The following is a 26,585-nucleotide window of genomic DNA, read 5'->3' as shown; positions in this document are numbered from 1 at the left end:
TTTTTAAAATTCTTAAAAATTTCCTGCAAATTTAGTATATAATGATTGATCGTTATAATTATTCATGTCCTCTTCGATAAAACCGAAGCTGTTATATAGTTCTTTCGCGAAGGATTTGTTAACTACCTCCATTGGAGTAGGGATTTTTAATTATTAATTTATATATTAAATTTTGAGAGACGGAGATTCACATGGCTAAAAATGAAATCTTATCCGAAATAAAAAAGGCGGAAGAGAGCGCTAAATCAATGGTTGACGAAGCCGTTGATTCCAAAAACAAGCGCATCTCCGATGCTCGGGCCGAAGCCAGGGAAATCCTGCGACAGGCCGAAATCGATGCACATAAAGCTGCACAAGACTCTTTTAAAGTAGGTGAAGAAAAGATCCTGGAGGAAAGAGATAAGATCATAAACGATGGTGAAAAAAACGCATTAGCCATGTCCCAAAAAGCTCAAGCTAATATCGACAAATCCGTCAATTACCTTGTACAGGAGTTTGAGAGGGCGGTCCTTAATGAGTAGACCTAAAGAGATGACAAGGGCCGTTATTGTCGGGCATAAAAGCATATTGAAACAAACCATCGATTCATTACATGATACGAATCTCTTTCATATAGAAGATTTTGTCGAAGACGAGTCTGGTTTTAAGATCAGCAAGCCACTGAAAAACGCAGAAGAAGTCTCGAAAAAGCTTGTGAAGATCCGTTCTATCGCCAATTATTTGGGGATTGTACAAAAAGAACCGGTAGTTCAGAAAACTGACTCTGTTCTGCGCGACCTTGATTCAAAGCTGGATGAACTGGACAGGGCGATTGCGACCAAAACCGAAGCAATTGCCCAGCTTGAAAATGAGCTGAAAGACCTGGATTCCCAGAAAAGGGAACTCATGCCCTATCTGGCCATCAATCTGGACTTTGATGACTACCGTGGTTACGAGAGCCTTAAGGTTTTCGCAGGCACAGTAAAAGGAAACCTGGATGGAAGTCAGATTTCAAGCATCACCAAAGCTTACGAGCTGTACTTTGACCCTCAATCAAAGGCTGTTGTACTGTTTGTAGCCAAAAGCGATGCCGACAAAGTCTACGAATTACTTCAGGGTTTTGGATTCAGAGAACTCAGAGTTCCGGAAAGAGGTGGTGTCCCAAGCGAACTGTTAAGATTTATCGAACAGAAAGAAGCCGAAGTCACCAGGAAGATCGAGTCCTTAAGAAATGAAATCGAATCCTTGAAAACCAAGTATGCCGATTTCATCCTCGCCAGCGACGAGATCTTGAGCATCGAGAGTCAGAAGGCAGAACTGCCTCTGAGAATAGCTACATCTGCAAACGCATTCATAATAGAAGGCTGGACCCCCACCGAGAATTATGATAAAGTTGTCAGTGCGGTCAACAGTGCCACCAACGGCAAGGCATATGTCTCAAGCCTCGAAGTAGAAGAGGAAGAAGAAGAGCATGTCCCTGTTGAGTACAACAACTCAAAAATTGCAGCGCCGATGCAGCAGATTATGGACCTGTACTCCAGGCCCAAGTATACTGAACTCGATCCATCCTCAGTGATCTTAATCACTTTCCCACTGATGTATGGGCTGATTCTCGGAGACATCGGATATGCACTGATACTGGGAGCAATTGCACTGGCTGTCAAAAAAGCAATAAAGTCAGATGCAGTTGGCGATCTCATGAATATTCTGATCTATTGTCAGATATCAACATTTATATTCGGAATTATTTATGGCGAGTTCTTGGGATTCTCCCTGGCGAGTTTACATACGGCGCATGGATCGGTTCCGGGCCTGATTCCGGGCTGGGAAACTATTGTTCTGTTTGAAGGGCTCGGAGGCGAGGAATTTACATTCCCGATTCACAGAACTCACATGGTAATGACTATGATTGCAGTAACTGTCCTGATAGGACTGCTTCAACTGAATCTCGGGTTCCTGCTAGGATTTGCAAACATCTCCAGGCACCACGGAGTAAAGCATGCGGTTCTTGAAAAAGGCAGTTGGCTTGTTATTGAACTCGGTGTACTTCTTGCAGCCATCGGCTACCTTGGCGGCACAGGACTGGCTTATGTCGGTGCTGTAGTTCTTGTTCTCGGAGTTGTGATGCTCACCATGGGTGAAGGTATCAAAGGTCCGATTGAATTACCATCTCTTATGGGTAACGCGTTGTCGTATGCCCGTATTATCGCAGTTGGTCTGTCTTCGATTTACATCGCTTCAACGGTCAATGATATTGCTTTTGAAATGATCTGGGCTGATCACTCCAAGATCGGTTTCGTAGCAATAGCTGCAATACTTGTGTTTATACTCGGACACGCACTTAACACTGTCCTGAGTATCATCGCTCCCGGGCTGCACGCACTCAGGTTGCAGTATGTAGAATTCTTCGGAAAATTCTACGAAGGCGGGGGCAGAAAATACAACCCATTCGGATATATAAGAAAATACACGGAGGAATAAAAACATGGTAGGAGAAGCAATTGGTGGACCTTTCTTGGACGCAGACGGAATGAAAGCACTCGGTGCAGCACTCGCAATCACAGTAACTGGGCTTGCATCTGCATGGGCTGAGAAGGAAATCGGTACCGCAGCAATCGGCGCTATGGCAGAAAACGAAGGGTTATTCGGTAAGGGCCTTATCCTTACTGTCATTCCTGAAACCATCGTTATCTTCGGTCTTGTCGTTGCATTGCTTATCAATTCTGCTTAAATTTAAGAGCGTACCCCGCTCTTAAATTTCTTAGAGCATTACTCTTAGCTTCTCTGGGTGTTTTTTCCCTTACCAGGCGGAGTTGGAGTGTTTATATGCTCTAAGTTTCCCCTTAGGTATCGTTGCACTCTAAGCAGCTTAGAGTTTTGCTCTAAGCTTTAGAGCACTTTTTTGCTCTAAATTTATTTGGAGGTGTAAGCATGGGACTAGAGATCGTTATAAAAGACATCCAGGAGGGTGCGAGAGCCGAGGTTTCCCGTATAAAAGCCGAAGGCGATGCAAAGGCCTCCGAGATCACAAATGAGGCTAAAGAAGTACAGAAGAAGATGCTCGGGGACAGCCTTGCCAAGGTGGAAGAGGACCTCCAAAAGCTGCACCAGCAGGTTATATCAAGTGCAAACCTGGAAGTAAAAAGAATTACGCTGAACAAGCGCAAGGAACTTCTAGATAATGTTTATAGCCAGACAGTTGAGTCCATCAAGTCAATGCCGGCGTCCAAAAAAGAAGCATTATTGAAGCATCTTATCAACGAGTATGAAGCTAGCGGTGCTAGAATTTATTCTTCTAAGGCTTCAGAAGAGACCGTCAGGAAATTATCCTCATTAACTTATGCTGGTAATATTGACTGTATCGGCGGCGTTGTTCTGGAAAACGAAGACGGGACAGTCAGGTTAGATTACACATATGATTCAATCCTGAAAAACGTGTATGAGCGTTCATTGAAGCAGATATCTGATATATTATACGGGTGATGTTCGATGCGGCTTTTGGAGAGACTCTGGGGGAAAAAACCCTCACGAAAATCCGATAAGAAGAAAAAAGGCACTTCTAACTATGCTTATGCCGTAACCCGTGTCCGTGCGATGAAGAGTAAGCTGCTTCCAAAAGAAACGTATCCGCGGCTTCTCAACATGGGGATTGATGAAATTACCCGCTTTATCCAAGAGTCTGAATACAAAAACGACGTTGACGAACTGGCAATGAAATACAGCGGTGGCGATCTGGCAGAACATGCATTAAACAGGAATCTTGCGCTCACCTATGACAAGTTGCTCAGGATCACCTCAGGAGAATTGAACTACCTGATCGCGGCATATCTTTTAAGATATGACATCTGGAATGTAAAAACGCTTCTCCGCGGTAAACTTTACAATGCATCCGTTGAGGACATCCTCGAGTCTCTTATTGCTGCCGGGGAGTTTACCTATACCTTCCTGTCAGAACTTGCAGCCAAGGCCACATATCAGGAAATCATCGATGCCCTGAAAGAGACCGATTATTATCCCCTGCTGCAAGAGTTTGACGGAAATAACCTGGCATACATAGAAAACGAGCTTGACAAGATGTACTATTCAAGCCTGTTTGCCGCAATCGGAAAACCGAGGTCCAAGGACCGTAAGCTCTTTGCTAGGTTCATCAAACTCGAAGTCGATGTCAAGAACCTGGGTACCCTCTTCAGGCTGAAAAAAGCAGGAGTTGAGAAGTCTGATGAGATCATGCCCCTTATGATTGAAGGTGGCCTGGAGCTGAAACCCGAGAAACTGGCACCGATTCCTTATGAACAGTTTATCGATGAGCTTCGGAAAACCGACTATTGGGATGCAATTTCAGGTGTTGCGGGTCTGGAAACGGCTTCTCTGACTATCGTTGAAAGCAGGCTCATAAGGTACTATCTTGAATCTGCAACCACTTATTCGCATGTATCTCCGATCTCAATTGTACCTATTATGGACTATGTTATCCATAAAAATAATGAGGTCAACAACCTCCGGATTATTTTCAGAGGTAAGGAGGCTGGCCTCAGTGATACACTAATTAAAGACCAGTTGGTGGTTATCTAATGGAGTTGGCAGTGATCGGAAAGAGCGAGTTTGTCACGGGGTTCAGGCTGGCGGGTATCAGAAAAGTTTATGAAATCGTTGATGTCCCAACCAGCGAGTCCGCGGTAAAATCGGTGCTTGAAGATAAGAGTATCGGGATTCTTGTAATGCATAATGATGACATTAGTAATCTGCCGGAAATTTTAAGGAGAAACTTGAACGAGTCTGTCCAGCCCACAGTGGTAGCCCTCGGAGGATCTGGAGAAGGCTCAATGAGTTTAAGAGATAAAATAAAACAAGCGGTAGGTGTTGATCTGTGGAAGTAAAAGGTGAAATTTATCGTGTGGCTGGGCCTGTCGTCACCGCTATCGGCTTGGATGCAAAGATGTACGACCTTTGCAAAGTCGGTAACGAAGGGCTGATGGGCGAAGTCATCCAGATAGTAGGTGGCAAGACCATCATCCAGGTTTACGAAGAGACGGGAGGCGTCAGACCAGGGGAGCCCTGTATAACTACAGGTATGTCTCTGGCAGTAGAGCTCGGCCCAGGTCTTCTTTCCAGTATTTATGATGGAGTTCAGAGGCCACTTCATGTCCTGCTTGAAAAGACGGGTGGGTTCATCAAGAGAGGTGTCACTGCAGATGGGCTTGACCACAAAAAACTGTGGGAATTTAAACCTGTTGCTAAAAAGGGAGATTTCGTAAAAGGCGGTGAAGTGCTTGGTGTTGTTCAGGAAACAGTAAACCTCGAACACAAGATCATGATGCCCCCTGACAAGTCGGGCACAGTCGCCGATATAAAGAGCGGAAACTTCACTGTTTTAGATACCGTCTGTACCTTAACCGACGGAACCGAACTGCAGATGATGCACAGATGGCCAGTCAGAAGACCAAGACCGGTGAGGAGAAAGCTTACTCCTGAAAAGCCTCTGGTCACAGGGCAGAGAATCCTTGACGGACTTTTCCCTGTAGCAAAGGGAGGAACTGCTGCAATTCCAGGACCTTTCGGGTCGGGAAAAACCGTTACCCAGCAGCAGCTTTCAAAGTGGAGTGACACCGAGATTGTGGTCTATGTAGGTTGTGGAGAGCGCGGAAACGAGATGGCAGATGTTCTGTGGGATTTCCCGGAACTTGAAGACCCGCAGACCGGAAGGCCACTCATGGAACGTACCATCCTTGTCGCTAACACTTCAAATATGCCTGTGGCTGCAAGAGAAGCATCTGTGTACACAGGAATGACACTTGCGGAATACTTCCGTGACATGGGGTATAACGTCTCCCTGATGGCGGACTCCACCTCCAGGTGGGCAGAAGCCATGAGAGAAATCTCCTCCCGTCTTGAAGAAATGCCTGGTGAAGAAGGTTACCCTGCATACCTGTCTGCAAGGCTGGCAGAATTCTACGAGCGTGCGGGGGTTGCCGAGACTCTCTGTGGTGAGAAAGGCTCAATTACTGCTATTGGTGCAGTATCCCCTCCAGGCGGCGACTTCTCCGAACCTGTTACTCAGAACACTCTGCGTATCGTGAAGGTATTCTGGGCTCTGGATGCAAAGTTATCCCAGAGGCGTCACTTCCCGGCAATCAACTGGCTGAACAGTTACAGTCTGTACAAGGAAGATCTTAACGACTGGTTTACTGAGAACGTGGCCCCCGACTACGTTGCTATGAGGGAAAAGGCAATGGATATGCTGCAGACAGAATCCGAACTGCAGGAAATCGTGCAGCTTGTCGGTTCTGATGCTCTGCCGGAAGAACAGCAGCTTCTGCTTGAAATTACCCGTATGATAAGGGAAATCTTCCTGCAACAGAACGCATTCCACCCGATAGACACCTACAGCCCGTTCGAAAAACAGTACAGGATCATGCAGTCCATCATGAAGTACGGAGACGCTGCAATGGACGCCCTTAAATCAGGTGTACCGGCTTCGGAAATAATCAAGATGGAATCAAAGGACGAGCTTCCCAAAGTCAAGTTTGAAGAGGACTTTGACGGTTCTTTGAACGCTGTCCTTGCAAAAATGGATAAGGAGTTTGCAGCCCTGGGAGGTAGGTAACAATGGTAAAAGAGTATAAGACAATCACTCAGATTGCAGGGCCTCTTATCTTTGTCGAGAAAACAGAGCCTGTAGGTTATAATGAAATCGTTAACATTAAAATGACTGATGGGACAGTCCGCAGAGGTCAGGTGCTGGACTCTTCCGCTGACATTGTGGTTGTCCAGGTTTTCGAAGGTACCGGTGGGCTTGACAAGGACTGCGGTGTGATTTTCACAGGGGAAACCCTGAAGCTTCCCGCATCCATCGACCTTCTCGGCAGGATCCTATCCGGTTCGGGAGACCCAAGGGATGGCGGGCCAAGGATTGTGCCCGACCAGCTACTGGACATAAACGGGGCAGCAATGAACCCGTACGCCAGACTGCCTCCAAAAGACTTTATCCAGACAGGCATCTCCACTATCGACGGGACAAACACCCTTGTTCGTGGGCAGAAACTGCCTATCTTCTCAGCGTCAGGTCTCCCGCACAACGAAATTGCCCTGCAGATCGCAAGGCAGGCTTCTGTGCCCGGGTCCGAATCTGCTTTCGCAGTAGTTTTCGCAGCAATGGGTATCACCAATGAAGAAGCCCAGTATTTCATGAGTGACTTTGAAAAGACTGGTGCTCTCGAAAGGGCAGTTGTGTTCCTGAACCTTGCAGATGACCCTGCTGTCGAACGTATAGTCACCCCGCGTATGGCTCTTACAGCAGCCGAGTACCTGGCATATGAGCACGGCATGCACGTTCTTGTTATTCTGACTGACATTACCAACTATGCAGAAGCTCTCCGTCAGATGGGTGCCGCCCGTAACGAAGTGCCAGGTCGCCGTGGTTACCCCGGTTACATGTACACTGACCTTGCAACCCTCTACGAGCGTGCAGGTATTGTCAAGGGTGCCAAGGGATCCGTTACTCAGATTCCTATCCTCTCAATGCCCGGTGACGACATAACCCACCCGATTCCTGACCTGTCCGGCTATATTACCGAAGGCCAGATCGTGGTTGCCAGAGAACTGCACAGGAAGGGTATTTACCCGCCAATTAATGTGCTGCCGTCCCTGTCAAGGCTGATGAACTCCGGTATCGGACCCGGCAAGACCAGGGAAGACCACAAGGCGGTTTCTGACCAGATGTATGCAGGTTATGCAGAAGGGCGTGACCTGAGAGGTCTCGTGGCAATCGTCGGTAAGGAAGCTCTGTCCGAAAGAGATACCAAGTTCCTCGAGTTTGCCGACCTCTTTGAGGACAAGTTTGTCCGTCAGGGCAGAAACGAGAACAGAACAATCGAGGATACTCTGGAGATCGGATGGCAGATTCTCACTCACCTTCCTGAAAACCAGTTGGGTAGGATTGACAACAAATATATCCAGAAATATCACCCGGCGCACAGAAAGGCTAAGTGATCGCCATGGCTCAGCAGGACGTAAAACCAACTCGTTCGGAGTTAATTAACCTCAAGAAAAAGATCAAGCTATCTGAAAGTGGGCACAAGCTCCTGAAGATGAAAAGAGATGGTCTGATCCTTGAGTTCTTCAAGATCCTTAACGAAGCAAGAAACGTCAGAACCGAGCTGGATGCTGCCTACGAAAGAAGCACGGAAAAAATCAATTTAGCCTCAGCTGTGAACGGAATGGTTGCAGTCAAATCAACTGCCTTTACAGCGAAGGAGTACCCTGAGATTCAACTCTCAGGGCACAATATCATGGGTGTAGTAGTGCCAAAGATCAGTTCTACTGGAGTCCGCAAACCCCTCTACGAGAGAGGTTACGGTATTATCGGGACAAACGCATACATTGACGAGACTGCCGATGCTTACGAGGACCTTGTAGAAAAGATCATTGCTGCTGCAGAGCTGGAAACAACAATGAAAAGGCTCCTTGATGAAATCGAGAAGACCAAAAGGCGTGTTAACGCTCTTGAATTCAAGGTCATTCCCGAACTCATTGCGACCATGAAGTACATCCGTTTCATGCTTGAAGAAATGGAAAGGGAAAACACCTTCAGGCTAAAGAGAGTCAAGGCAAGAATGAAATGAAAGATTAAGCTTGATTTGAATGGCAGCGTGTGAGGATCGACCGAATCTGGTTGAAAGAGCAGTACGTAAGTTAGGTGAACCCGAAAACCAGGCCCGCCTGTTGCAGGCAGCCTGGCGGATCTCCCTTTTAATGATGGTCTTTGGGTTCATTATTATCTTAAAAACGATCTTTCCGAATTTTACCGTGACCTGAACTTCAGGATGATTACTTTTTCTGAGTAAGGCACAAGTATTGTTTTTTTTCTGATTAACGATAGATTGTTTTCCCGGTTATTTGGCATCTTTCTCCACTGGTTTTATAAGAAGCTATCTACTGCACATCTTTCTTCAGTCCAGCTTTATTTGAAGTTGTTTATTCAGGTATCTTTTCAGTCTGAGCTTTGTTACGCTGAGGTGTAAGAAAGTCAGTCTGGTCATGTTAGAAAGCTATTTTAACGACAAATATCAATCCTAATTTCCTTATGCAAAACGAAGCCAGACTTCTTCATGTGACCGGCACGGTGCAGGGTGTAGGCTTTCGCCCTTTCATCTATCGGCTTGCAAAATCCCACAGGCTTTCAGGGTACGTGAAAAATCTTGGAAACCACGTGGAGATCCTTATCGAGGGCAAAAGGGCAAACCTTGAAAGTTTCATTACCGACCTGCCTGAAAAAAAACCTCCGCTTGCAAGAATAAAGGAAATCAAAATAGATACTGTCTCTTTTTCCGACTTGCCGGAGTTCATTATCATTCAGAGTGAACTCGGAACGTTTGAGGACTCCATAATTCCCCCGGATACGGCTATCTGTGAGGAATGCCTGATGGAAATCTTTGACCCCTCTTCCAGATACTACCATTATCCTTTTACTGTCTGTACGAACTGCGGCCCCCGCTACACGACTGTCCGCACCCTTCCCTATGACCGGGAAAATACTTCAATGGCAGATTTTCCCCTCTGCGGGGAATGCGAAGTGGAATATACCGACCCTTTCAACCGGAGGCACCATGCCCAGCCGGTCTGCTGCCCGGAATGCGGACCCGAGCTCTGGCTTTCGGATTCTCAGGGAAATGTACTGGCAAAGGACTATGAAGCAATTGTAAAAGCTTCTGACCTCCTCCAGCAGGGGTTGATTCTTTCGGTCAAGGGCTTCGGAGGGTTTCATATAGCCTGCAATGCCCGAAAGGAAGAGCCCGTACAGGAGCTGCGAAGAAGGCTTGGGCGCCCGGAGCAGCCTTTTGCGGTCATGGCAAAAGACACGGCAGTTGTAGAGTCCTTTGCAGAACCGGGAGATAAGGATCTGAAATGCCTCACCTCTACCCGCCGCCCCATAACCGTACTTCCCAAATCAAAAACCTCCGAGCTGGCAGGATCGGTTTCTCCTAACCTGCACAACATAGGGGTTATGCTTCCCTACACAGGTACCCAAAACCTGCTTTTCGACCTCGTGCCGGATTCGGTATATGTTATGACCTCGGCAAACCTGCCGGGAAGACCTATGGTCGTTGAAAATGAAGAGGCTCTCGAAAAACTCAAGGGAATTGCAGACTTTCATCTGCTGCATAACAGGGTTATTGCAAACAGGAACGATGATACGGTTATCCGGGTTGTTAACGGACAAAAGGAGTTTATCCGCCGTTCCAGAGGGCTTGTACCCGAACCTGTAGAACTGCCTTTCAAAGTCGGAGCGGTGGCAGGGGTAGGGGCTGAAATGAACTCAACAGTAACCCTGGCAAAAGGAAAACTGGCTTACATTTCCCAGTATATAGGAAATACCGGCCATATGGAAACCCTGAGGTATCACGCTGAGGTTTTCCAGCATCTGGTCAAACTTACGGGTATAGAGCCGCGCAACTGGGGCTGCGACCTGCACCCGGCCTTTAATACGACCCATTTTGCAGTTAGCAGGGGCGGAGAAAAAACCCTCAGGGTCCAGCACCACTATGCCCATACCCTTGCTCTGATGGCGGATAATTCTCTGCCGGAAGAATCCCGGATTCTGGGAATTGCCCTTGACGGAGTCGGGTATGGAGAGGACGGCACAGTCTGGGGGGGAGAATTGCTGGGTGCTTCGTATTCCGGCTACGAGCGCCTGGGATACCTGCTGCCCCAACCAATGCCGGGAGGAGACCTTGCAGTAAAAATTCCTGCCCGCATGGTTCTTGGGATGCTTTTCGGGAAGCTTGGAGAAGCAGAACTGGAAAAACTGCCTCTTTACTACCCCAGGGACAAACAGGAGTTTTCTGCAGTTCTCCAGCAGCTCCAGAGAAAAATAAATGTTACCATGAGCAGCAGCGCGGGGAGAGTGCTGGATGCGGCGGCAGCGCTTCTGGGAATATGCCAGGTAAGGACTTACGAAGGTGAGCCTGCAATGAAGCTTGAGTCCGCAGCAAAAAAAAGCCTTCATGGGCCGGACCTCCCTCTGGTATTCAGAAAAGAAGGAGAAGCCGGAGTTCCGGTACTTGATACGACCGAGCTCCTTCTGGGAGTTTATGAACATTCCGGTGGAAAATATTCCCCTGAAGATCTTGCATTTGCCGTGGAAGAGAACCTGGCAAAAGGAATAGCGGAAATTGCCACCTCCCTTGCTGCGAAAAAGGATTTTGAGAAGATCGGGCTGAGTGGAGGGGTCGCCTACAATGACCACATTACCTCCTGCATTGCAAGGACTGTAAAGGAAGCAGGCTTCGAATTTCTCACGCACCGCCGTGTTCCCTGCGGAGACGGTTGCATTTCCTTCGGGCAGGCCATAGCAGCCGGTCTCGGAAAGGATTCAGAAGGAATTAAATGATGTCGGAAGCGGTTAATTCCACAGATAAGAGATTTACTGTCACCGCTTCTGAGGGTTCTGCCTCCCGCTTGCTCATCCGACATACTGAAATTTGATCCGAAAAACTGAAATACAAAATTAAATAAATGATCCATGCTTACATAGGATGGGAGCATAAATGGGGTTAGGTAGTATACGTATTAGAGTGGTAACCAGCAGGGATGAAATCCTTAGCCTGGAACATGAAGAAAAGGCAGTACATCTTGCTTTCAGGCCCTCGGATAGGGACCTCTTCAGCCTGGTCAAGACTTGCCCTGGAATTGAGATACTTCAGCTTCCCGCCTCTTCCTATGAGGGACTATCTAAGTTTATTAAGATGTATCTCGCATCTTCAGGAATCCACCTGGTAAAGGGCGATGTCAGCGGGCACTGGCATGACCTGAATAATTATTTTGTAATACCTTCTTATGTGCTTGAAAAAATAAAAGAGCTGGAGGTTCAGGGCAGAACCGAAGAAGAAATAATCGGGGAGATAACAAATCTCAGGAAAATCAGCCCTGATATGGTCCTTCACCTGCTTCACAGTTCTTTTCTTACTACATGCCCCGAAAGGCCCAGAATAAACGAGATTTAAACCGATTTTTTAAACGAATGCGATATAAAGTAAGCCGGGGGCTTACAGGCGTTTCCACCATTTCTTTGAGGCTTTCTGTTCTTCGATCTGTCTTAAGCCTTCAGCTGCAAGTTTTTGCTGCTTCCTGTACTTCCTACTTTCTTCATTTAGCCTGGAAACTTCTTCTTCCTTGCTCACAAGTGTGCCCTTGATCTGTTTTATCAGCTCGTCTTTTTCCCGGAGCTGCTCCACCAGTTTTTCTTCTCCTGCATATCCAGAGAGTTGTTTTTCAAGCTTTCTGGCTTTTTCTTCACTTGCGGCAAGCCTGGCTTCTACTGTGTTTATCTTTCTCTCTTTTGCGGTGAGCTTCTCTTCGAATCTCTTTACTTCCCCACTCTTTGCAATAACCTCTTCGGCAAGGGTCTTAAGGTCTCTATCCTTTATCGAGATGCTTTCTTCAAGTTTTTCCATAGCCCTTTCTTTTGCCAGGAACTTTTCATTAAGTACCCTTATTTCCTCAATTTTTGCCTTGAGAGCCTTACCAAGGCTATTCCTCTCTTTTTCGTATCCGTCAAGCTCGGACTTAAGTTTTCCAATTTCTTCATCCTTATCGGCAATCTTCTCAAGGAATCCCTGAAGCTTTGAGTCTTTTTCCCGAATCTCTGCCTTAAAAACGCTTATAGCCTCTTCTTTCTCTTTCAGGCTGGTTTTAAGCCCCCCAATAATGCTGTCGTTTTGAGTAATCAGGGCTTCGAGCCTTTTTATTGTTTCATTTCTTTGAACAAGTTGGGTCTCCAGATCCTTTACAGCCTTATCTCTCTGAACAAGCTGATTCTCCAGATCCCCCACAGCTTCGTCTCTCTTAAAAAGCTGATTCTCCAGACCTTTTATAGCTCCGTCTTTTGTAGTAAGGGTACTCTCGAAAATTCCAATTTTTTCGTTCTTTTCAACAATTTCCTTCTCAAGTTCCCCAAGTTTACCTTCCTTTTCGGAGGTAAGTTTTTCAAGCTCATTGAGTTCGACTGCTTTTTCGGCGAGCTTTTCTTCAAGGTCTTTAATATTTACTTCCGAGTCCGAGAGGGACTTTTGAAGGGCAGCTATTTTTCCGGCCCCTGTTTCAAGCTCTTCCCGAAGGCCGCTGATTTCCCTTTCCTGGCCTGCAAACCGACCCTCAAACTCTTTTATTCTCTGCAGGCTTTCTGCAAGTTTTATTTCCAGGCTTTTTAACTCTGCATCCCTGTTTGCGAGCTGGGAATTTAAAGAATCCGCTTCGGCTTTATCTTCACTTTCTTCCGCTTCGGGCTCAAGGGGAATTGCTTTTTCGGACTCAAATGCAGGTTCACTTTTTACCAAGAGCAGGCATATCTGCCCTCTTGCGTTTTCACAGATTTCAGCCCAAGCAAGAATTGACGCTATCGGCGTTATCCTCTTAAATACGCTGTCTCCGGTCTTGCAGCCGTAGACTTTACTGGCAATATAACCTTCCAAAGTATTAAGATCAAGGTTGGGGTCTCCCAGCCTGGAGTTTGTTGCATTTCCTTTCTTTGCCCGCCCTCCGCTCTCCTGCAGGAAATTAACGGCTTCGGAAAATATTTTCCAGGGGAGAAGGGGCTGATTTTTCAGATTATCAACGTGAATTCCGTCTTCTTCAGCTCGGGCTTCGAAAAACTGCTTCCCGCTCATGAGGGGAATCTTTGCCGGATTTCCTTTTTTATCGAACTGATTTTTTATTCTTGCAACAACAGGGTCTTCCATGCATGGGCCTCAAACAGTCTTAGTTTCTGGAATATAATAAGGATAACATTTAATAAAAGTTATGTTATATTCCAAAAATTTATGGAGCAGATAGGGAAGGAAAGCAAATGATTTGGGAACATCAGATCTATTTCCCAGCAACCCGGTTAACTCCTTGCAAAGGAATTTTAGCCTGGGAACCACCTGCACTGCTGAAGGCTCAGGAGTATAATAAAAGGTTTTCGAAGTGGGTAGTCTCTGATTAATTGCTTGATCTATTCCGGAATCCGGGAGAGAATCTACAGTTTTTTCCCTGCGCCGCATGGGGACAGGGCCAGCCTGACAGCCAGATAAAAATTAACCTGCAACAGCCCTCAACGAAGAGATATGCTGAAGAAATTCGCTCTGACCGGGAGTTAATAGATTCCTTAACTTCGGAAACGGTTTTCCAATTAAGAGAAATACAAGCGCTTCCGCCAGCTTGACCATCTGCTCATCAAACAGAAGTAAGTACCGGATTTTCAAAGGTGGAGAAAACGGCATAAAACAGTAGGAAGCGACTGGATTCTTCTTTTTTCTCGACAATTATATATACGTTGTAACTATTGAGGAGGTCATTTGCGGGATATGGGTCTAAAAAAATCTGAAATTAAGATTCTTAGCCAATCCGGAATTCGATATCAGCCCGGAAAATCAACGCCATACCGGAAATCAACGTCGTTGATATTATAAACAAGGCTACAAAACCATCAAAACCTGAAGGTTTTACGGGGAGATACTCAGGAATTAACATGTTTATTTTTCAGATGGCCCTGTTTTTTAAAAGAGTGTTTATTATAGTGATTGAATATAATTTTTAATATACACTATGATTTTTAATAAGGAACATCTTTCCATTAAAGTTATGAGTTTTTCCGATAACGGTTAGTATATCTATTTTTGAAACCCATGTTTAATTGCTTTCTGTTAGAAGAAGGAAAAGATCCGGACCTTTACCCTGTACCTCTTCAGATGCAATATGGTGTATCAATATGTGGAGTATTGATGAGTAGTTGTGGATTATTATGAGCAAATCGAACCAGAGGTATCAAAATGGATGATCTACCGGAAGAAGTCCAGGAATTAATCGAAGAACTGGATGAGGCAGCAGAAGATGAAGACGAGGATGCGATTAAAGAGCTGACCCAAAAGCTTCTGGACACCGGGGCTGATGTGGGAGCAATTACCCTCAAAAAACTCGCACTCCTGGTAATGGACGGCGAGGAGGAAATGACCCGGGGATGGACAGAAGTAGCAATCCAGATCGGAATGGACCCTTTCAAGACTCTTATAGAGGGTCTCGCAGCAGGCATGAGCCTGATAGGGAAAAAATACGAAAAGGGGGAAGCTTTTGTGCCCCAGCTCCTGATCGCTTCATCTGCGATGTACGGCGGAATGGACCTGCTCTCCCCATATATGAAACAGGATGAGAGCAATGGCTCAAAACAAGAAACTGTAATCATAGGCACGGTTGAAGGCGATGTTCACGATATAGGGAAGAACCTTGTAAAGACCATGCTCAGTGCAAACGGTTTCAACTGTGTGGACCTTGGAAACGATGTACCTGCTTCAAAGTTTATCGAGGCTGCAAAAGAGTACAGAGCAACTGCCGTTTCCATGAGTACCCTTATGACCACCACAATGGCTGAAATGCCCAGAGTCGTTAAGATGCTTGCGGATGAGGGCATCAGGGACAAAGTACTAGTAATGGTGGGGGGAGCCCCGATAACAGGCGGCTACGCAGCCCAGATAGGGGCAGATGCGTCCCCCCATGATGCAGCCAGTGCAGCAAACTGGCTGACAGAAGCAATTTTTGACTTCCCGTCTGAAAGTGCAAGATGGGGCTGAACTTTAACAGGTGCTTTTACGGACTGACCTGACTAAAAAACATAAACGGAGTAAAAAAGGAGAAAAAAACATGGTATCTGAGATGACCTCAAAAGAAAGGGTCCTTGCAATGCTTAATAGAAAACCGGTTGATAGGGTCCCGGTGATCACAGGCTCTGCTATGGTCAAGGAGTATATAGAGAAGAGTGGGAGTTCCTGGCCGGACTATCACTGCAATGCAGAGATGATGGTCAATACCGTAAGCCTGATGCATACCGATGCAGGGCTTGACAATATTGTAATGCCCTTTGGCATGTTCATAGAATCCATGGCTCTTGGCCTGGAAGTGAAGATGGGAAGAATTGACATTCAGCCTTCGGTAAGGAGCTTTTTCAACAAGCCCGAAGAGGTAAAATATGACGGCTTTCTTGAAGACAAATATGTAAAAACCACACTTGATGCTATCAAACTCGCAAAGGAAAAGTATCCCGATGCAGCAGTTACGGCTTTTCTCGTAGCTCCCATAACCCTTACAGGAGACTTCATGGGTGCTGAAAACCTGTCCATGCTCAGCATCAAGTGCCTCCAGAAAGAAAAACAAATGCAAAAAATGCAGGACTGGCTCTCGACAGCCCTAGAGATAAACAGGATCTATGCAGAAGCCTGTGTCGAAGCCGGAGCTGACATCCTGTACTATTCGGATGCATCCGCATCGCCCAACCTGGTAATGCCTGAGTTCTACTACCAGGTAGCCGTCCCTGCTGAAAAAGAGATCGGGGACTTCGTACACCACCTGGGATGCCCCTGGGAACTTCATATCTGCGGAGATACCGTGCCGATTATTGAAGGAATGGCTTCTACAGGTGCAGACTGCCTGAGTGTGGAACAGGCTGTCAATATGAGTGAAGCAACAAAGATCGCAGGAGATGTGCCTATTGTAGGGAATGTGACCCCTCTCCTGATGGTCGAAGGCACGGAAGAGCAGATTATTGCAGAAACAAGAAAAGGGCTCGACGGCGGAGCTAAAGCCAGCATGCTCGGATGCGGAACCCCACCCCTGAGCAGTCCGGACAGGCTCAAAACCTGGGTAAAAGCTGCAGCGGACTGGTCTGCAGACAAACTTTGATCAGAAAGACCTTGATAAGAAAGACCTTGATAAGAAAAGCTTTGAAAAGTACATTGAAAAAAGTACGAATTAACTGTTTGAAGAAGAAAGCTGTCCCGGGAAGAGAGCTACCTAAAAAACGAAATTTTCCGTATATTTCCGTTCAAGATCTTCCCGAGGGCAGAAACGGAGGAATCGGACTTCAGGCGTATACTTAAAAGGATGTGCTGATTCCGGTACCCCGGTTACATCTGTATTATCTGTATTCTGAATTATTGTCATTTGGAGCGATAGCTATGGAAATTAGTCAGGAAAAAATGAGTAAAGTAATGAAATATCGCTGGGTGGTGTTTGTTATTCTTGCCTTCGCATATTTCTTTGTGTATTTCCACCGCGTGTCTACCGCAGTAGTTGCGGCTGACATTATGAATTCATTCGGAGTGGGGGCAGCTTCCATAGGACTGCTAGGGTCCGCCTACTTCTATGCCTACACAGCAATGCAACTTCCAAGTGGGCTTTTAAGTGACAGCTGGGGTGTAAAAAAGACTGCCGGAGCCTTCACCCTACTTGCCGCATTCGGAGCTGTTCTTACCGGTGTTGCATCCAACTTCACGATGGTTCTCATAGGAAGGGTGCTAATAGGGATAGGGGTGGCAATGGTCTACATCCCTGTGATGAAGATGCTTTCCATCTGGTTCAAAAAGAATGAATTTGCTTCAATGTCAGGACTCCTGCTCGCAATCGGAAATGTAGGAGCACTGAGCGCTGCAGGTCCCCTTGCTATAATGGCAGCAATCTTAGGAGACTGGCAGAAAGTCTTCCTGATGCTGGGCCTTTTCTCCGTACTGCTTGCAGTAGCAATCTTTGTGCTTGTTAAGGACAAGCCCGAAGATATGGGCTGTCCGACTATTCCGGAAATCGAAGCCTACGAAAAAGGTGAAAGATACATTCCCCCGAAAGCCGTTGAAAAGATTCCGATGGGGGAAGCCCTCAGGCAGACTTTCAGCTCAGGGATGAAGTTCTGGCCCCTGTCCATCTGGTTCTTCTTCATGTACGGAAGCCTTATGGTCTATCAGGGCCTGTGGGGAGGTCCCTTTTTCAGAGACGTTCTCGGCTGGGACCAGGGAACCTATGCAGGTATCCTCTCCTTCATAGCAATAGGTATGATCTTCGGCTGCCCTATTGCAGGCTACCTCTCGGACAAAGTGCTCAAGTCCAGAAAAAAAGTCCTTATTGCAGGCACAGCCGTATATATAGTGCTCTGGGGAGTCATCTGGTCTCAGGCAGGAAACATTACCAGCACCACTGCATACACCTTCATACACTTCCTCTTCGGGTTCTTCGGAGGTTTCTTCATCGTATCCTACGCACAGATAAAGGAATGGTTCCCCGCATCGATCGTGGGAACCGCGACTGGTGCGTATAATATCTTCCCCTTCCTCGGAGGAGCCATTTTCATGACACTGACCGGAAAGATGATGGAAGTCTCGGACGGAACTGTTGCTTCCGTAGCCCAGTACAAATCCGTCTGGCTCCTGATGTTCGCATGCATGGTCTTTGCCTTCCTCTGCCTTCTGGTTTCCAAAGAAAAAGGCGCAGAAAATACCGGAGCTCCCGTAAAAGTTACAGAAGCCGGGGAAATGCCGGTCGGGTCTCAAAGATAAGAAAAAAAGAAGGTGTAGAACAGAGAATAAGGGAAGGTAGAACAGAAAATAAGGAAGGTATAGGACAGAAATAAGGGAAGGTATAGGACAGAAATAAGGAAGATAAGGAAAGCATTGGGAGAAGAACAGTATCGTAGAAAGGGCTGGCCGGAAAACAATAATTTTTCGTGTTTTCAGGTCAGCCTTCGGGGAATATGACTGGCTTTATTCTCCGAACCTTACTCCTTCGATCTTTAACAATGGATTCAAAAGTCTACCCATGTTTGGATTTGACTTAAGAAGTGTAAAAAACCTCCGGAATAAAAAAATGAACGCAACGGCCTGAAGACAGAGAAAGAGTTTTCAGAACACCTGAAAAACCTCAGTCTTCCGGAAAACACCGAATTCATTCAGAAATCAAGGTAAATGGTTCTTCGTGCATTTTGTGAGAGCAATTCTTTCCAGAAGTGTGCATAAGAATTTTAGAAAAACAGAGTGGTTCCAGAAACTTAAATGCTTCCGGTGAGTTCGCAGTAAAAACCCGCAAAAGCGAAGAGCTTCATTTACACACCACCTAGCAGGAGCCCACAAGGCTCCTGTAAAGTTTTTCACCCCGATGGCAGTGTAATTAGCTTCTCCTGAAGACTGCCATCGTATCCCCGAAGCAGGAAGCAAACCTTCAGCACTCTCTCTGCGCAGGCACATATTTGCCATTTTGATGTGTTTGCGCAGACTTTTTTACGGCTGATCTCAATATGAAGAATGAAATATCCTGAGAATATGAAACCCGGGGTTGGCTATTTAATAACTTTTTGATGCATTAAAAATAATAACTTTTTAATATCAAATACCCCTATATTAGGTTGCTTATAAATTTCAATGAATGTTTCCCTATTCTCTTCTGCTAATATTCAATGGCGTTGATCCTGTCACGCTGTCGTTTTACCCTGAAGGGTTATAAGTCCCTGGTGATTGAGATTGGACCCATCGTGCCTGATAAAAACAATCTTCTTATCTGAAAAAAGAAAAAATGTACTGGTTCTTCTTCTGAAAGAAGGGCCAAAGAGCATCGATGAGATAAAAGAGGCTCTTGATGTCAATTCAAGCGCCCTTATGCCCCAGATTAAGAAACTTCTTAAATGGGACCTCGTGACTTACGACCCCGTTGAAGACATGTATAAGTTATCGGACATGGGAGTCCTTATTGTTGAAAAAATCGAGGAATTTCTGAATATTATCAACATTTATGTAGAAAACCATGAGTACTGGGAAACCCGCGACCTCAGTGAGATCCCGTATCATATGAGAAAAAGGATAGGGAGCCTGAAACATTGCGAGCTTCTGGAAGCAGACAGAGACTGCCTTTTTGAATTCCATCCGACCTTTGTCGAAAATGTCCTTACCTCAAAATATGTTATGATGGCAAGCTCCACCTTTCAGCCTCAGACGGTCAGCATCTTTTCAAAACTTCTCCAGAAGGACGCAAAGGTCTCTTTCGTACTTACGGAGCAGGTTTTCGACAAGTTCTTTGACGATTTCCCGGACCAATTTAAGTGTTTCCTCTCCCGTGAAAACATGAGTGTTTCCATGCGCAGCGGACATATCGGCCCTCTTACGCTTGTTGTAACGAACACCTTTATGGCACTCTGGCTCTTCGACAAGAACGGGCGGTTTGACGGAACCACGCTTATAAGTTACGAGGAGAGCGCCCTCAAATGGGGTAGAGAACTCTTCACTTATTACTCCAGCATCTCAAATATGGTCTATATAGACCCCGATTCAGGAAAAATGGAGTTCACGGGCTATAATATCACAAAAGCCAGTAAATTCTGAATTGTTTCGGAATTTTTTCGTCTTTATCTCTAGCTTTCTCTCGATCTCTATTTCAAACTTCTAAAATTTCGATGCTTTTCCAGCAACTTTTTATAATGAATATTCGTTATGTACATAATTGTTTCTTTGACATAATCGAAGCTGTTATATAGTTGCTTCACAAAGAATAACTAATCTAGCTACATCCATCTATGCAGGATTTTTTTGACAGATGATTTATAATAAATTCCTCATAGATAGAGAACAGGATAAGCTCCCGCCTAAGATAAAAATAACACGGTTCAGAGGAAATTATTTTAATTTATCAATAAAAACGCTTATTTACCTGAACGTAATTCCACTCAAGTCATGCTTTAACGGCCTTTACTGCCTCTGTGCTATTGATAATGCCGCCGATTGGCTGAAATACCTTTAATTCTTATCAGCCTTTGCTTGCGAGAGGAAGTTCTTAGACGCTTACAGGACAATTAAATCGGAGGAAAAATAATTTGGGAAAGTTCAGGGTAAAAGCCTGGGTCGTAGATCTGGTTTTTATGCACATTTTATTCATTGCGATCCTGTATATAGTCTATGTTTTTATCGTGCCAGTAATAGTTCCGAGTTGATTGCAGAGGAAATGAATATCAGGCTAGAGGGCTGTTTATACCCAAAAATGATTGTAAAATGGATTAAAGGTGGTCTCAAGTGACGGAAGGGATGAAATCTCAGATAGGCGATAATAACAAAAAAAGAAAGCAAGATCTGGTTAATGAGGGGGACAGGCCAAAAGGACTGAAGTCCAAAAGCTACTATCTTGACGTGATCTTCATTCAGCTTTTGCTTCTGTTACTTCTGTATGGAGTTGCAAAATTTGTTGTGCCCATGCTGTCTTGAAATTTTTAATTAAACTGAAAAATATTCCGGTTTCCTTCGGAAAGTGTTTCGACCTCTTCCCGAAGCAGTACCACACTATTTTAGGCGTATTTCCTGAAATTAAGGCTCGTTGATTGACTATTTTAGCTCAGGTTTCTTCCAGGTCTGCGGTCTATTTTTCTCAATTCGCCTCTGCAGGATACTCTTTTCAGATCACTCTCCGGCTCCTGGTCTTTTCTTGATTCTTCAGGCCCTGCATCTCTTTTGAAACTGTATATTTCCGACTCCTCACGGCTTTTTCTGAAACCAGAGCTTTTTCTGGCGCTGCAGTTCCTTCTGACACCGCACCTCATTCTGGCACCATGCTATTTTTATCAAGGGATACAGTTCTGATGCTGCAACACATATGGATAATTGAACAAAATAGGCAACTTTATTACAGATTATTTTATTTATAACAGATAGCCTCGGACCCAGGATCAGATCCCGGGAAAAAAGAGATCGTTTAGGAGATTTTCCGCTCTCTTAGATCCTCCTACTTACATGGAAAAGGAGTATCCAATTGAATAAAGAAAAATTGGGTTCTGAAAAATATCCAGAGACTACAAGTTGCTGAAGAGACTAAAAGTTCGCTGAAGTTCCAGCCAGAAGTTAACACATTTTAGAAACTTAATGAACTTAATCGGGACATTTGAACACATAGGATCCAGAGAAATTTACAATCAAATTGCGTGCGGCCACCCCACCCTAAAGGATGGGGTATGCTTCGGGCCGCACGCCCGGTTACTCAGAAAGATTTACAGTGTTCTTTAACAAGGTTTCCTTGATCCAAGTTATTGAAACTCTGCTATAGAGACCCTGTTCGATTTCCGATCATTTCACAAAGAAGCAACGATGAAGATATTTAAATCGAAAACAAAAAGAGGCGAGGGTTCACTTCATCCCCGACCTGAAGGGCGGGGTATTCGTGACCCTCCGCGCTCCCTTTGTAATAAAATATGAAAGGTGAATAAGTACAATTTTGGAGGGTAAGGGTATTCCTGAGGACTTCAGCGCGGGAGAAATCCAAAGAAAGTTTCATAAAATCCCGGGACTTATCGGAACTTTTATCGAGATACATAACAAAATATTGAAAATGCCCTGACCTGCGACAAAACAAATATTGTTTTGATAATATTCTGATTTTTTGTTGATTTTGTTCCTCATGCTTTTCAGAAGGTTAGACTTAATATTCATTAAAATATGAAATAAAAAGATGCTACGTATGTCGATTTTTATTATAGAAACATAAAAGATGTGAGAATAAAAGAAAGAATGTAAATACTAGTTATTTCTAAATAAATCATGTAGTTATAGAAAAATATTTAATGAAGAATTTTTTAGTATCAAATGAAAAAAAATCAATAGATCGGGAGGACAAACTTTGAAAATAAGGGTTGTGAGTTCTAGAGAAGAAATCTTTACATTGAACCCCAACGAAAGAATAGTTCACCTGGCATTCAGGCCTTCAAACAAGGATATTTTTTCCCTGGTCGAGAACTGCCCGAAGATTGAGGTAATACAGCTTCCGAAATCATACAGGCGCACGGTCTCAAAGTCCATAGAAATGTTCCTTGAAATGCAGCGCATTCAGCTCATAGAGGGAGATGTCTGGGGACACAGAAAGGACATAAACGAATACTACCGCATTCCTTCCTCTATAATTGAGGAGATAAAGGAACTGAAAATCGAAGGCAAGTCCACTGAGGCTATCGAAGAAAAAGTCTCAAGGGAAAGCAAACTTAACCCTGAAATGGTTGCATACATCCTCAAAAAGGATGTTACTGCATGAGCCTCTGAAATAAATTTTCAGGCTCTCCCCATTTTATTTTCTTTCAATTTTTATTGCTTTGTAATTTTAATTATTGTTTTATTTGTATTACGTTTTAAATGAAGGATCTTACAGTTTTATTACTTTTCAAGTTTAGTTACTATTTTATTTTTATTACCTCTTATTTTTAATTACTGTTTTATTTTTCACTGCTTTGTAACTTTATATTAGGACGCGTTTTTAAATCCTGTTTTCCATTAAAACTTCTTTCAAAACGCAATCCTATGACACTTCTGTTTCTAAATTTGCCGCTATATTAGTGTACAAGTTTTTCGAAGCTGATGCCGTAAACTTTTTCCCATAGAAAAAGAAAATAAAGAAGCTTAAAAGAAGTATTTTCAGGGATGTTTTTCGGAATGTAGATATATTTAAGAGCTCTCATACTTTTTTCGAGAAGATGCTTGCATCCCAAATACACAAGGGCAACTTGTATTTTTCAGCTCTTTCTTCCCCGCCCTTATAAATGAACCTGCTATCAGTACGACAGGATGAGGATAACCAGATATTTATGGGAAAGCAGTTAAATGGACATGGGGAATAGAATTGACTTCATCTAAACTTTCTGCTGAACTGACCTCAATAGTCAGAGATAAACTTGAAATGGGATCCAAAGAGCCCATCAACGTCAAAGTCCTTCTGGAAAAAGAAGCTGTTCTTGAAAAAGTAACACTCGAACTGGAAGCAAAAGGGCTTAGAATTAATAATGTAGAAGAAGGGCCGAATGTGGTAATTACAGGTGCGCTTGAGGTACAAAATGTTCCTGCAATTAATAGTGTTTCCGAGGTAGATAAAATCGAGTACGATAGGAGTTATTAAACTAGAAACACAACACATATAAACGATATGAATAAAACGATATAAATACAAATTTTACTTTTACTTTTACTTATAAACTTTTATCAAAATGTTTTAACCACGAACTAAAAGAAGCTGAAGGAAAAGAAGCTGAAGGAAAAAATTGAAAGAAAAAAACTGAAAGAAAGAAATTGAAAGAAAAAACTGAAAGAAAAAGAAACTAAAAAAGATAGGACTCTAAGAACCAAAAGTTCAACTTTTCTCCACCCAGTTCCCTCCAGAATCTTTCTCGTACTCCTTTTTGACAGCATTCCAGGCAACTTTATGAGCAGTTTCTTCCCTTGAAGCACCCCCTCTTCTTTCGGAGGGGTCTTTATATTCCTCCCAGGCGCTATTGAAGGCTTTTCTGTAAATCTCCTGAGCATGCTCAGGCAGGTTTTCCTTAACCGTCTCCGGTAGTTCGGAATTGTTTTGATATGGCATTTCTTTCCCCCGGTTTAGATATAGGAAGGTTATTTTAAAAACATTATGTGTAACCTTTTAATTGCTGCAATTCTGCGTACCTGTATTCTCCAGAATGCTTTATGCGGAACGGATAAAATTTACACAAATCACTCAGAGTATGAGAAAGATTCTGGAGTCAGAATGGATAAACCATCTTCGGTAATCGAATACCTTTTTTCTTTCAAAACGGTCAAAAGTAACATGAGTAAAAACAGGAGCAAATATCTTGTCTACCTTTAATCCCGTTTGATTTTAATCCCATCTACCTTTAATCCCGGTCAGTGGCGAGGGCTTTCGGATGAAATGGAATCACGAATGTGAAAACACTACCTTCCCCAACTTTGCTTTTAACTCTGATTTTGCCCCCGTGCATTTCAATGAACTTCTTGACAAGAGCGAGCCCCAGTCCGGTACCTTCATACTCGCGATTGAAGTATGGATTCAGCTGTTTAAATGGCTGGAAGAGTTTATCCATATCATTCTTTGAAATCCCTATACCTGTGTCTATTACACTGAACTGAATAAAACTACCAAAACGCCGGGCTTCAATTGTCACATTCCCTTTTTCCGGAGTGAACTTGATGGCATTACTTGTAAGGTTGTAAAGGATCTGTTTGAATCGGATTTTATCGGCACGGATCATCCCAAGCTGTGGCTCGACTTTGACATCCAGGGAAATGTTCTTCTTTATTGCAAGAGGAGTTATTGCCGTTTTAATTTCATCGACAGCAAGAGAAACACAGAACTGTTCATATTCAAGATCCATCTTACCGGCTTCAATCTTTGAGAGGTCGAGAATATCATTAATGAGATTAAGCAGATGTTTGCCGCCCTTTGAAATATTATTTACATAGGCTGTCTGTTTTTTATTCAGGCTGCCAAACATTTCTTCGAGCAGTATGTCCGAAAAACCTATGATGGAGTTCAGAGGAGTCCTCAGCTCATGGCTCATGGTGGCCAGGAATTCGTCTTTACTTTTGCTGGCAGCCTCGGCAGCCAGTTTGGCATTTAGCAGTTCCTCTTCAGCCTGTTTACGCCCGGTAATATCCCTGCAAACGCAGAAACTCAGTTTCCTCTCTCCAAATATGGCTGCATTTGCATTGATTTCCACATCGATGAGAGTGCCGTCCTTGCGGCGCTGGCGGGTTTCGTGAAGGATCCCTTTACTGTCAGCAAGCCGAAGCATTTCCAGCAATTGCTCACGTGTATAGTGAATATCCCAGTCCCACATGTACAGGTTCTGTATTTCCTCATGGGAATACCCAAGCATTTCAGCGTATCGAGGGTTCGCCTCGAAAACTTTTCCATTCTGGTCGATGATAACTATCCCGTCCCTGGACTCCTCCATGAGGATGCGACGCCAGATTGCCTCTTCTGTCAGTGCTTCTTCGGATTTTTTATATTCGGTAACGTCCTGAATCATTCCTATAACTACATTTCTTTCAGCATAGTATTCAGCCACTGAATGTATAACACGGATATCACCGTCAGTTTGTCTGACTATCCTGAACTGAACATCATAAGGCAAGTTTCTTCCCACGAGCTCATTCATGGCTTTGTCAAGCACCGGATGGTATTCAGGCAGGGGTATATTTCGTATCCTCCCAATGGTAAGTTGTTCATCTTCAAGTCCGTATATCCGCCTCGCTTCTTCGGAAGCATCCACTTTTCCGGAGTGCAGGTCAATCTCCCAGCTTCCGACATGTCCGATTTTCTGCGCAGTTCGAAGCTGCATTTCTTTCCTTCGCAATTCATCTTCTGCCAGCTTGCGCTCGGTAATGTCGTGCACTATGAAATAGAGCAAATTTCGAGAGTTGAGTACTATTGAACCGCTGTAAACTTCGACATCTCGTATCTGACCATTTGCAAGACGGTGCTTGAAGAAAAAGTAATTCCTACTTTCGTCCGCAGCTCTTTGCACTTCAGCTTTAATCTCTTCAGCTGACAAAGCGTTTATATGGTAAACTTGCTTGCCAGTAATCTCTTCGAGTGTCCAGCCATAATAATTACATGCTGCAGTGTTTGCATCAACAATATCGAAGTTTTCAGGATTGACAAGAAGGATGACTGCATTATTTTCCTTAAAAAAGGATCTGTACATGCCCTCATCTGCCGAAAAGGCAGCTTTTGCCCGGACATTCTTGACAACCACTTCAAGCTCATGAGAAGGGGCGAGAAAAGAACCGTCGTCTCCGAAAGAGAGTGAACCGGTTTCATCGGATCCGAGCTGAAGTTGTTTTTTTCGCATGATAGATCTCCGATCCTGATTTTATTCAGGAATTCCAGATAACTCACATTGGGATCTTAGGGATCTTAACATGTAAATAGGGCATCCTGAAACGCTACAGCACACGCAACGTAAGTCAAGGATCAGGGATATCCTCAGACATCCCTACAGTTTCTATATTACTATTAGAATCACT

At 44.4% G+C, this 26,585-nt stretch carries 24 protein-coding genes; 19 read left to right on the top strand and 5 right to left on the bottom strand.

Translation table 11 applies throughout. The features are described from left to right. Window positions 1-191: 191 nt before the first annotated feature. The 12 genes from ahaH to ACSAZL_RS00935 all read left to right on the top strand — a co-directional run bounded on the left by ahaH (window position 192) and on the right by ACSAZL_RS00935 (window position 11,981). Window positions 192-521, top strand: coding sequence for an ATP synthase archaeal subunit H (ahaH, locus tag ACSAZL_RS00990; RefSeq protein ID WP_440946903.1), 330 nt, complete (start codon window positions 192-194; stop codon window positions 519-521). Further along, complete coding sequence (locus tag ACSAZL_RS00985) at window positions 514-2,460, top strand: V-type ATP synthase subunit I (protein WP_440946902.1); 1,947 nt, start codon at window positions 514-516, stop codon at window positions 2,458-2,460. The genes ahaH and ACSAZL_RS00985 overlap by 8 nt, the downstream gene beginning before the upstream one ends. A 4-nt stretch (window positions 2,461-2,464) precedes the next feature. Further along, window positions 2,465-2,710, top strand: a complete 246-nt coding sequence (locus ACSAZL_RS00980; RefSeq protein ID WP_440946901.1) for a V-type ATP synthase subunit K — start codon at window positions 2,465-2,467, stop codon at window positions 2,708-2,710. Between the two features lie 200 nt (window positions 2,711-2,910). Further along, window positions 2,911-3,462 carry a V-type ATP synthase subunit E gene (locus tag ACSAZL_RS00975; protein WP_440946900.1) on the top strand — a complete coding sequence of 184 codons (552 nt, stop codon included), beginning with the start codon at window positions 2,911-2,913 and terminating at the stop codon, window positions 3,460-3,462. A 6-nt stretch (window positions 3,463-3,468) separates the two neighbouring features. Further along, a complete protein-coding gene (locus tag ACSAZL_RS00970; protein WP_440946899.1) occupies window positions 3,469-4,551 on the top strand; it encodes a V-type ATP synthase subunit C in 1,083 nt (360 codons plus the stop codon). Then, window positions 4,551-4,856, top strand: coding sequence for a V-type ATP synthase subunit F (locus tag ACSAZL_RS00965; protein WP_440946898.1), 306 nt, complete (start codon window positions 4,551-4,553; stop codon window positions 4,854-4,856). Before ACSAZL_RS00970 ends, ACSAZL_RS00965 begins: the two co-directional genes overlap by 1 nt. Beyond that, window positions 4,847-6,583 carry an ATP synthase subunit A gene (locus ACSAZL_RS00960; RefSeq protein ID WP_440946897.1) on the top strand — a complete coding sequence of 579 codons (1,737 nt, stop codon included), beginning with the start codon at window positions 4,847-4,849 and terminating at the stop codon, window positions 6,581-6,583. The genes ACSAZL_RS00965 and ACSAZL_RS00960 overlap by 10 nt, the downstream gene beginning before the upstream one ends. A 2-nt stretch (window positions 6,584-6,585) precedes the next feature. Continuing rightward, window positions 6,586-7,968 carry an ATP synthase subunit B gene (locus tag ACSAZL_RS00955; protein WP_440946896.1) on the top strand — a complete coding sequence of 461 codons (1,383 nt, stop codon included), beginning with the start codon at window positions 6,586-6,588 and terminating at the stop codon, window positions 7,966-7,968. Between the two features lie 5 nt (window positions 7,969-7,973). Next, the gene (locus ACSAZL_RS00950; protein ID WP_440948945.1) at window positions 7,974-8,600 is read left to right on the top strand and encodes a V-type ATP synthase subunit D; all 627 of its coding nucleotides are present in this window, start codon (window positions 7,974-7,976) and stop codon (window positions 8,598-8,600) included. Window positions 8,601-8,619: 19 nt separating this feature from the next. Then, complete coding sequence (locus ACSAZL_RS00945) at window positions 8,620-8,793, top strand: hypothetical protein (RefSeq protein WP_440946895.1); 174 nt, start codon at window positions 8,620-8,622, stop codon at window positions 8,791-8,793. Window positions 8,794-9,061: 268 nt separating this feature from the next. After that, entirely contained in the window at window positions 9,062-11,368 is a 2,307-nt protein-coding gene (hypF, locus tag ACSAZL_RS00940) for a carbamoyltransferase HypF (RefSeq protein WP_440946894.1), read from the top strand. Window positions 11,369-11,525: 157 nt separating this feature from the next. Then, window positions 11,526-11,981 (top strand): DUF1699 family protein, encoded by a 456-nt coding sequence (locus tag ACSAZL_RS00935; protein ID WP_440946893.1) that lies wholly within the window; start codon window positions 11,526-11,528, stop codon window positions 11,979-11,981. A gap of 42 nt (window positions 11,982-12,023) precedes the next feature. On the opposite strand, the gene ACSAZL_RS00930 is transcribed toward ACSAZL_RS00935, so the two are convergent. Together ACSAZL_RS00930 and ACSAZL_RS00925 are read right to left on the bottom strand one after the other, a co-directional pair. Next, window positions 12,024-13,715 (bottom strand): chromosome segregation ATPase, encoded by a 1,692-nt coding sequence (locus tag ACSAZL_RS00930; protein WP_440946892.1) that lies wholly within the window; start codon window positions 13,713-13,715, stop codon window positions 12,024-12,026. A gap of 9 nt (window positions 13,716-13,724) precedes the next feature. Continuing rightward, complete coding sequence (locus tag ACSAZL_RS00925) at window positions 13,725-14,018, bottom strand: hypothetical protein (protein WP_440946891.1); 294 nt, start codon at window positions 14,016-14,018, stop codon at window positions 13,725-13,727. A gap of 768 nt (window positions 14,019-14,786) precedes the next feature. On the opposite strand from ACSAZL_RS00925, the gene ACSAZL_RS00920 reads away from it, so the two are divergent. The 5 genes from ACSAZL_RS00920 (at window position 14,787) to ACSAZL_RS00900 (ending at window position 21,014) form a co-directional block, all read left to right on the top strand. Further along, window positions 14,787-15,581, top strand: coding sequence for a corrinoid protein (locus ACSAZL_RS00920; RefSeq protein ID WP_440946890.1), 795 nt, complete (start codon window positions 14,787-14,789; stop codon window positions 15,579-15,581). 70 nt (window positions 15,582-15,651) lie between these two features. Next, window positions 15,652-16,686 carry a uroporphyrinogen decarboxylase family protein gene (locus ACSAZL_RS00915; protein WP_440946889.1) on the top strand — a complete coding sequence of 345 codons (1,035 nt, stop codon included), beginning with the start codon at window positions 15,652-15,654 and terminating at the stop codon, window positions 16,684-16,686. A 275-nt stretch (window positions 16,687-16,961) separates the two neighbouring features. After that, window positions 16,962-18,329, top strand: a complete 1,368-nt coding sequence (locus tag ACSAZL_RS00910; RefSeq protein ID WP_440946888.1) for an MFS transporter — start codon at window positions 16,962-16,964, stop codon at window positions 18,327-18,329. 957 nt (window positions 18,330-19,286) lie between these two features. Continuing rightward, window positions 19,287-20,141: a helix-turn-helix transcriptional regulator gene (locus tag ACSAZL_RS00905; protein ID WP_440946887.1), complete on the top strand. Its 855-nt coding sequence runs from the start codon at window positions 19,287-19,289 to the stop codon at window positions 20,139-20,141. Between the two features lie 684 nt (window positions 20,142-20,825). Further along, a complete protein-coding gene (locus ACSAZL_RS00900) occupies window positions 20,826-21,014 on the top strand; it encodes a hypothetical protein (protein WP_440946886.1) in 189 nt (62 codons plus the stop codon). A gap of 187 nt (window positions 21,015-21,201) precedes the next feature. Here the strand turns inward: ACSAZL_RS00900 and ACSAZL_RS00895 are convergent, their stop codons facing one another. After that, on the bottom strand, window positions 21,202-21,336 hold the full coding sequence (locus ACSAZL_RS00895) for a hypothetical protein (protein WP_440946885.1): 135 nt from the start codon (window positions 21,334-21,336) through the stop codon (window positions 21,202-21,204). A gap of 1,080 nt (window positions 21,337-22,416) precedes the next feature. Between ACSAZL_RS00895 and ACSAZL_RS00890 the strand changes: the two genes are divergently transcribed. Together ACSAZL_RS00890 and ACSAZL_RS00885 are read left to right on the top strand one after the other, a co-directional pair. Then, a complete protein-coding gene (locus ACSAZL_RS00890; protein ID WP_440946884.1) occupies window positions 22,417-22,824 on the top strand; it encodes a DUF1699 family protein in 408 nt (135 codons plus the stop codon). A 582-nt stretch (window positions 22,825-23,406) separates the two neighbouring features. After that, window positions 23,407-23,679, top strand: coding sequence for a hypothetical protein (locus ACSAZL_RS00885; protein WP_440946883.1), 273 nt, complete (start codon window positions 23,407-23,409; stop codon window positions 23,677-23,679). Between the two features lie 231 nt (window positions 23,680-23,910). Here ACSAZL_RS00885 and ACSAZL_RS00880 read toward each other — a convergent pair whose 3' ends face one another. Continuing rightward, window positions 23,911-24,141 (bottom strand): ChaB family protein, encoded by a 231-nt coding sequence (locus ACSAZL_RS00880; protein ID WP_440946882.1) that lies wholly within the window; start codon window positions 24,139-24,141, stop codon window positions 23,911-23,913. 289 nt (window positions 24,142-24,430) lie between these two features. Beyond that, on the bottom strand, window positions 24,431-26,410 hold the full coding sequence (locus tag ACSAZL_RS00875) for a PAS domain S-box protein (protein WP_440946881.1): 1,980 nt from the start codon (window positions 26,408-26,410) through the stop codon (window positions 24,431-24,433). Window positions 26,411-26,585 lie beyond the last annotated feature (175 nt).

The sequence above is a fragment of the Methanosarcina mangrovi genome, assembly GCF_052057765.1.
In the GTDB taxonomy this organism is placed as follows: Archaea; Halobacteriota; Methanosarcinia; order Methanosarcinales; family Methanosarcinaceae; genus Methanosarcina.
Note: the sequence above shows the minus strand (reverse complement) of the source record. Positions and strands in the feature narration are given on the sequence as shown.

Bases quoted from the DNA above. Each gene is read 5' to 3' on its own strand.
- ahaH (WP_440946903.1), top strand. From the start codon at position 192: ATGGCTAAAAATGAAATCTTATCCGAAATAAAAAAGGCGGAAGAGAGC.
- ACSAZL_RS00985 (WP_440946902.1), top strand. From the start codon at position 514: ATGAGTAGACCTAAAGAGATGACAAGGGCCGTTATTGTCGGGCATAAA.
- ACSAZL_RS00980 (WP_440946901.1), top strand. From the start codon at position 2,465: ATGGTAGGAGAAGCAATTGGTGGACCTTTCTTGGACGCAGACGGAATG.
- ACSAZL_RS00975 (WP_440946900.1), top strand. From the start codon at position 2,911: ATGGGACTAGAGATCGTTATAAAAGACATCCAGGAGGGTGCGAGAGCC.
- ACSAZL_RS00970 (WP_440946899.1), top strand. From the start codon at position 3,469: ATGCGGCTTTTGGAGAGACTCTGGGGGAAAAAACCCTCACGAAAATCC.
- ACSAZL_RS00965 (WP_440946898.1), top strand. From the start codon at position 4,551: ATGGAGTTGGCAGTGATCGGAAAGAGCGAGTTTGTCACGGGGTTCAGG.
- ACSAZL_RS00955 (WP_440946896.1), top strand. From the start codon at position 6,586: ATGGTAAAAGAGTATAAGACAATCACTCAGATTGCAGGGCCTCTTATC.
- ACSAZL_RS00950 (WP_440948945.1), top strand. From the start codon at position 7,974: ATGGCTCAGCAGGACGTAAAACCAACTCGTTCGGAGTTAATTAACCTC.
- ACSAZL_RS00945 (WP_440946895.1), top strand. From the start codon at position 8,620: ATGGCAGCGTGTGAGGATCGACCGAATCTGGTTGAAAGAGCAGTACGT.
- hypF (WP_440946894.1), top strand. From the start codon at position 9,062: ATGCAAAACGAAGCCAGACTTCTTCATGTGACCGGCACGGTGCAGGGT.
- ACSAZL_RS00935 (WP_440946893.1), top strand. From the start codon at position 11,526: ATGGGGTTAGGTAGTATACGTATTAGAGTGGTAACCAGCAGGGATGAA.
- ACSAZL_RS00930 (WP_440946892.1), bottom strand. From the start codon at position 13,715: ATGGAAGACCCTGTTGTTGCAAGAATAAAAAATCAGTTCGATAAAAAA.
- ACSAZL_RS00925 (WP_440946891.1), bottom strand. From the start codon at position 14,018: ATGCGGCGCAGGGAAAAAACTGTAGATTCTCTCCCGGATTCCGGAATA.
- ACSAZL_RS00920 (WP_440946890.1), top strand. From the start codon at position 14,787: ATGGATGATCTACCGGAAGAAGTCCAGGAATTAATCGAAGAACTGGAT.
- ACSAZL_RS00915 (WP_440946889.1), top strand. From the start codon at position 15,652: ATGGTATCTGAGATGACCTCAAAAGAAAGGGTCCTTGCAATGCTTAAT.
- ACSAZL_RS00910 (WP_440946888.1), top strand. From the start codon at position 16,962: ATGGAAATTAGTCAGGAAAAAATGAGTAAAGTAATGAAATATCGCTGG.
- ACSAZL_RS00880 (WP_440946882.1), bottom strand. From the start codon at position 24,141: ATGCCATATCAAAACAATTCCGAACTACCGGAGACGGTTAAGGAAAAC.
- ACSAZL_RS00875 (WP_440946881.1), bottom strand. From the start codon at position 26,410: ATGCGAAAAAAACAACTTCAGCTCGGATCCGATGAAACCGGTTCACTC.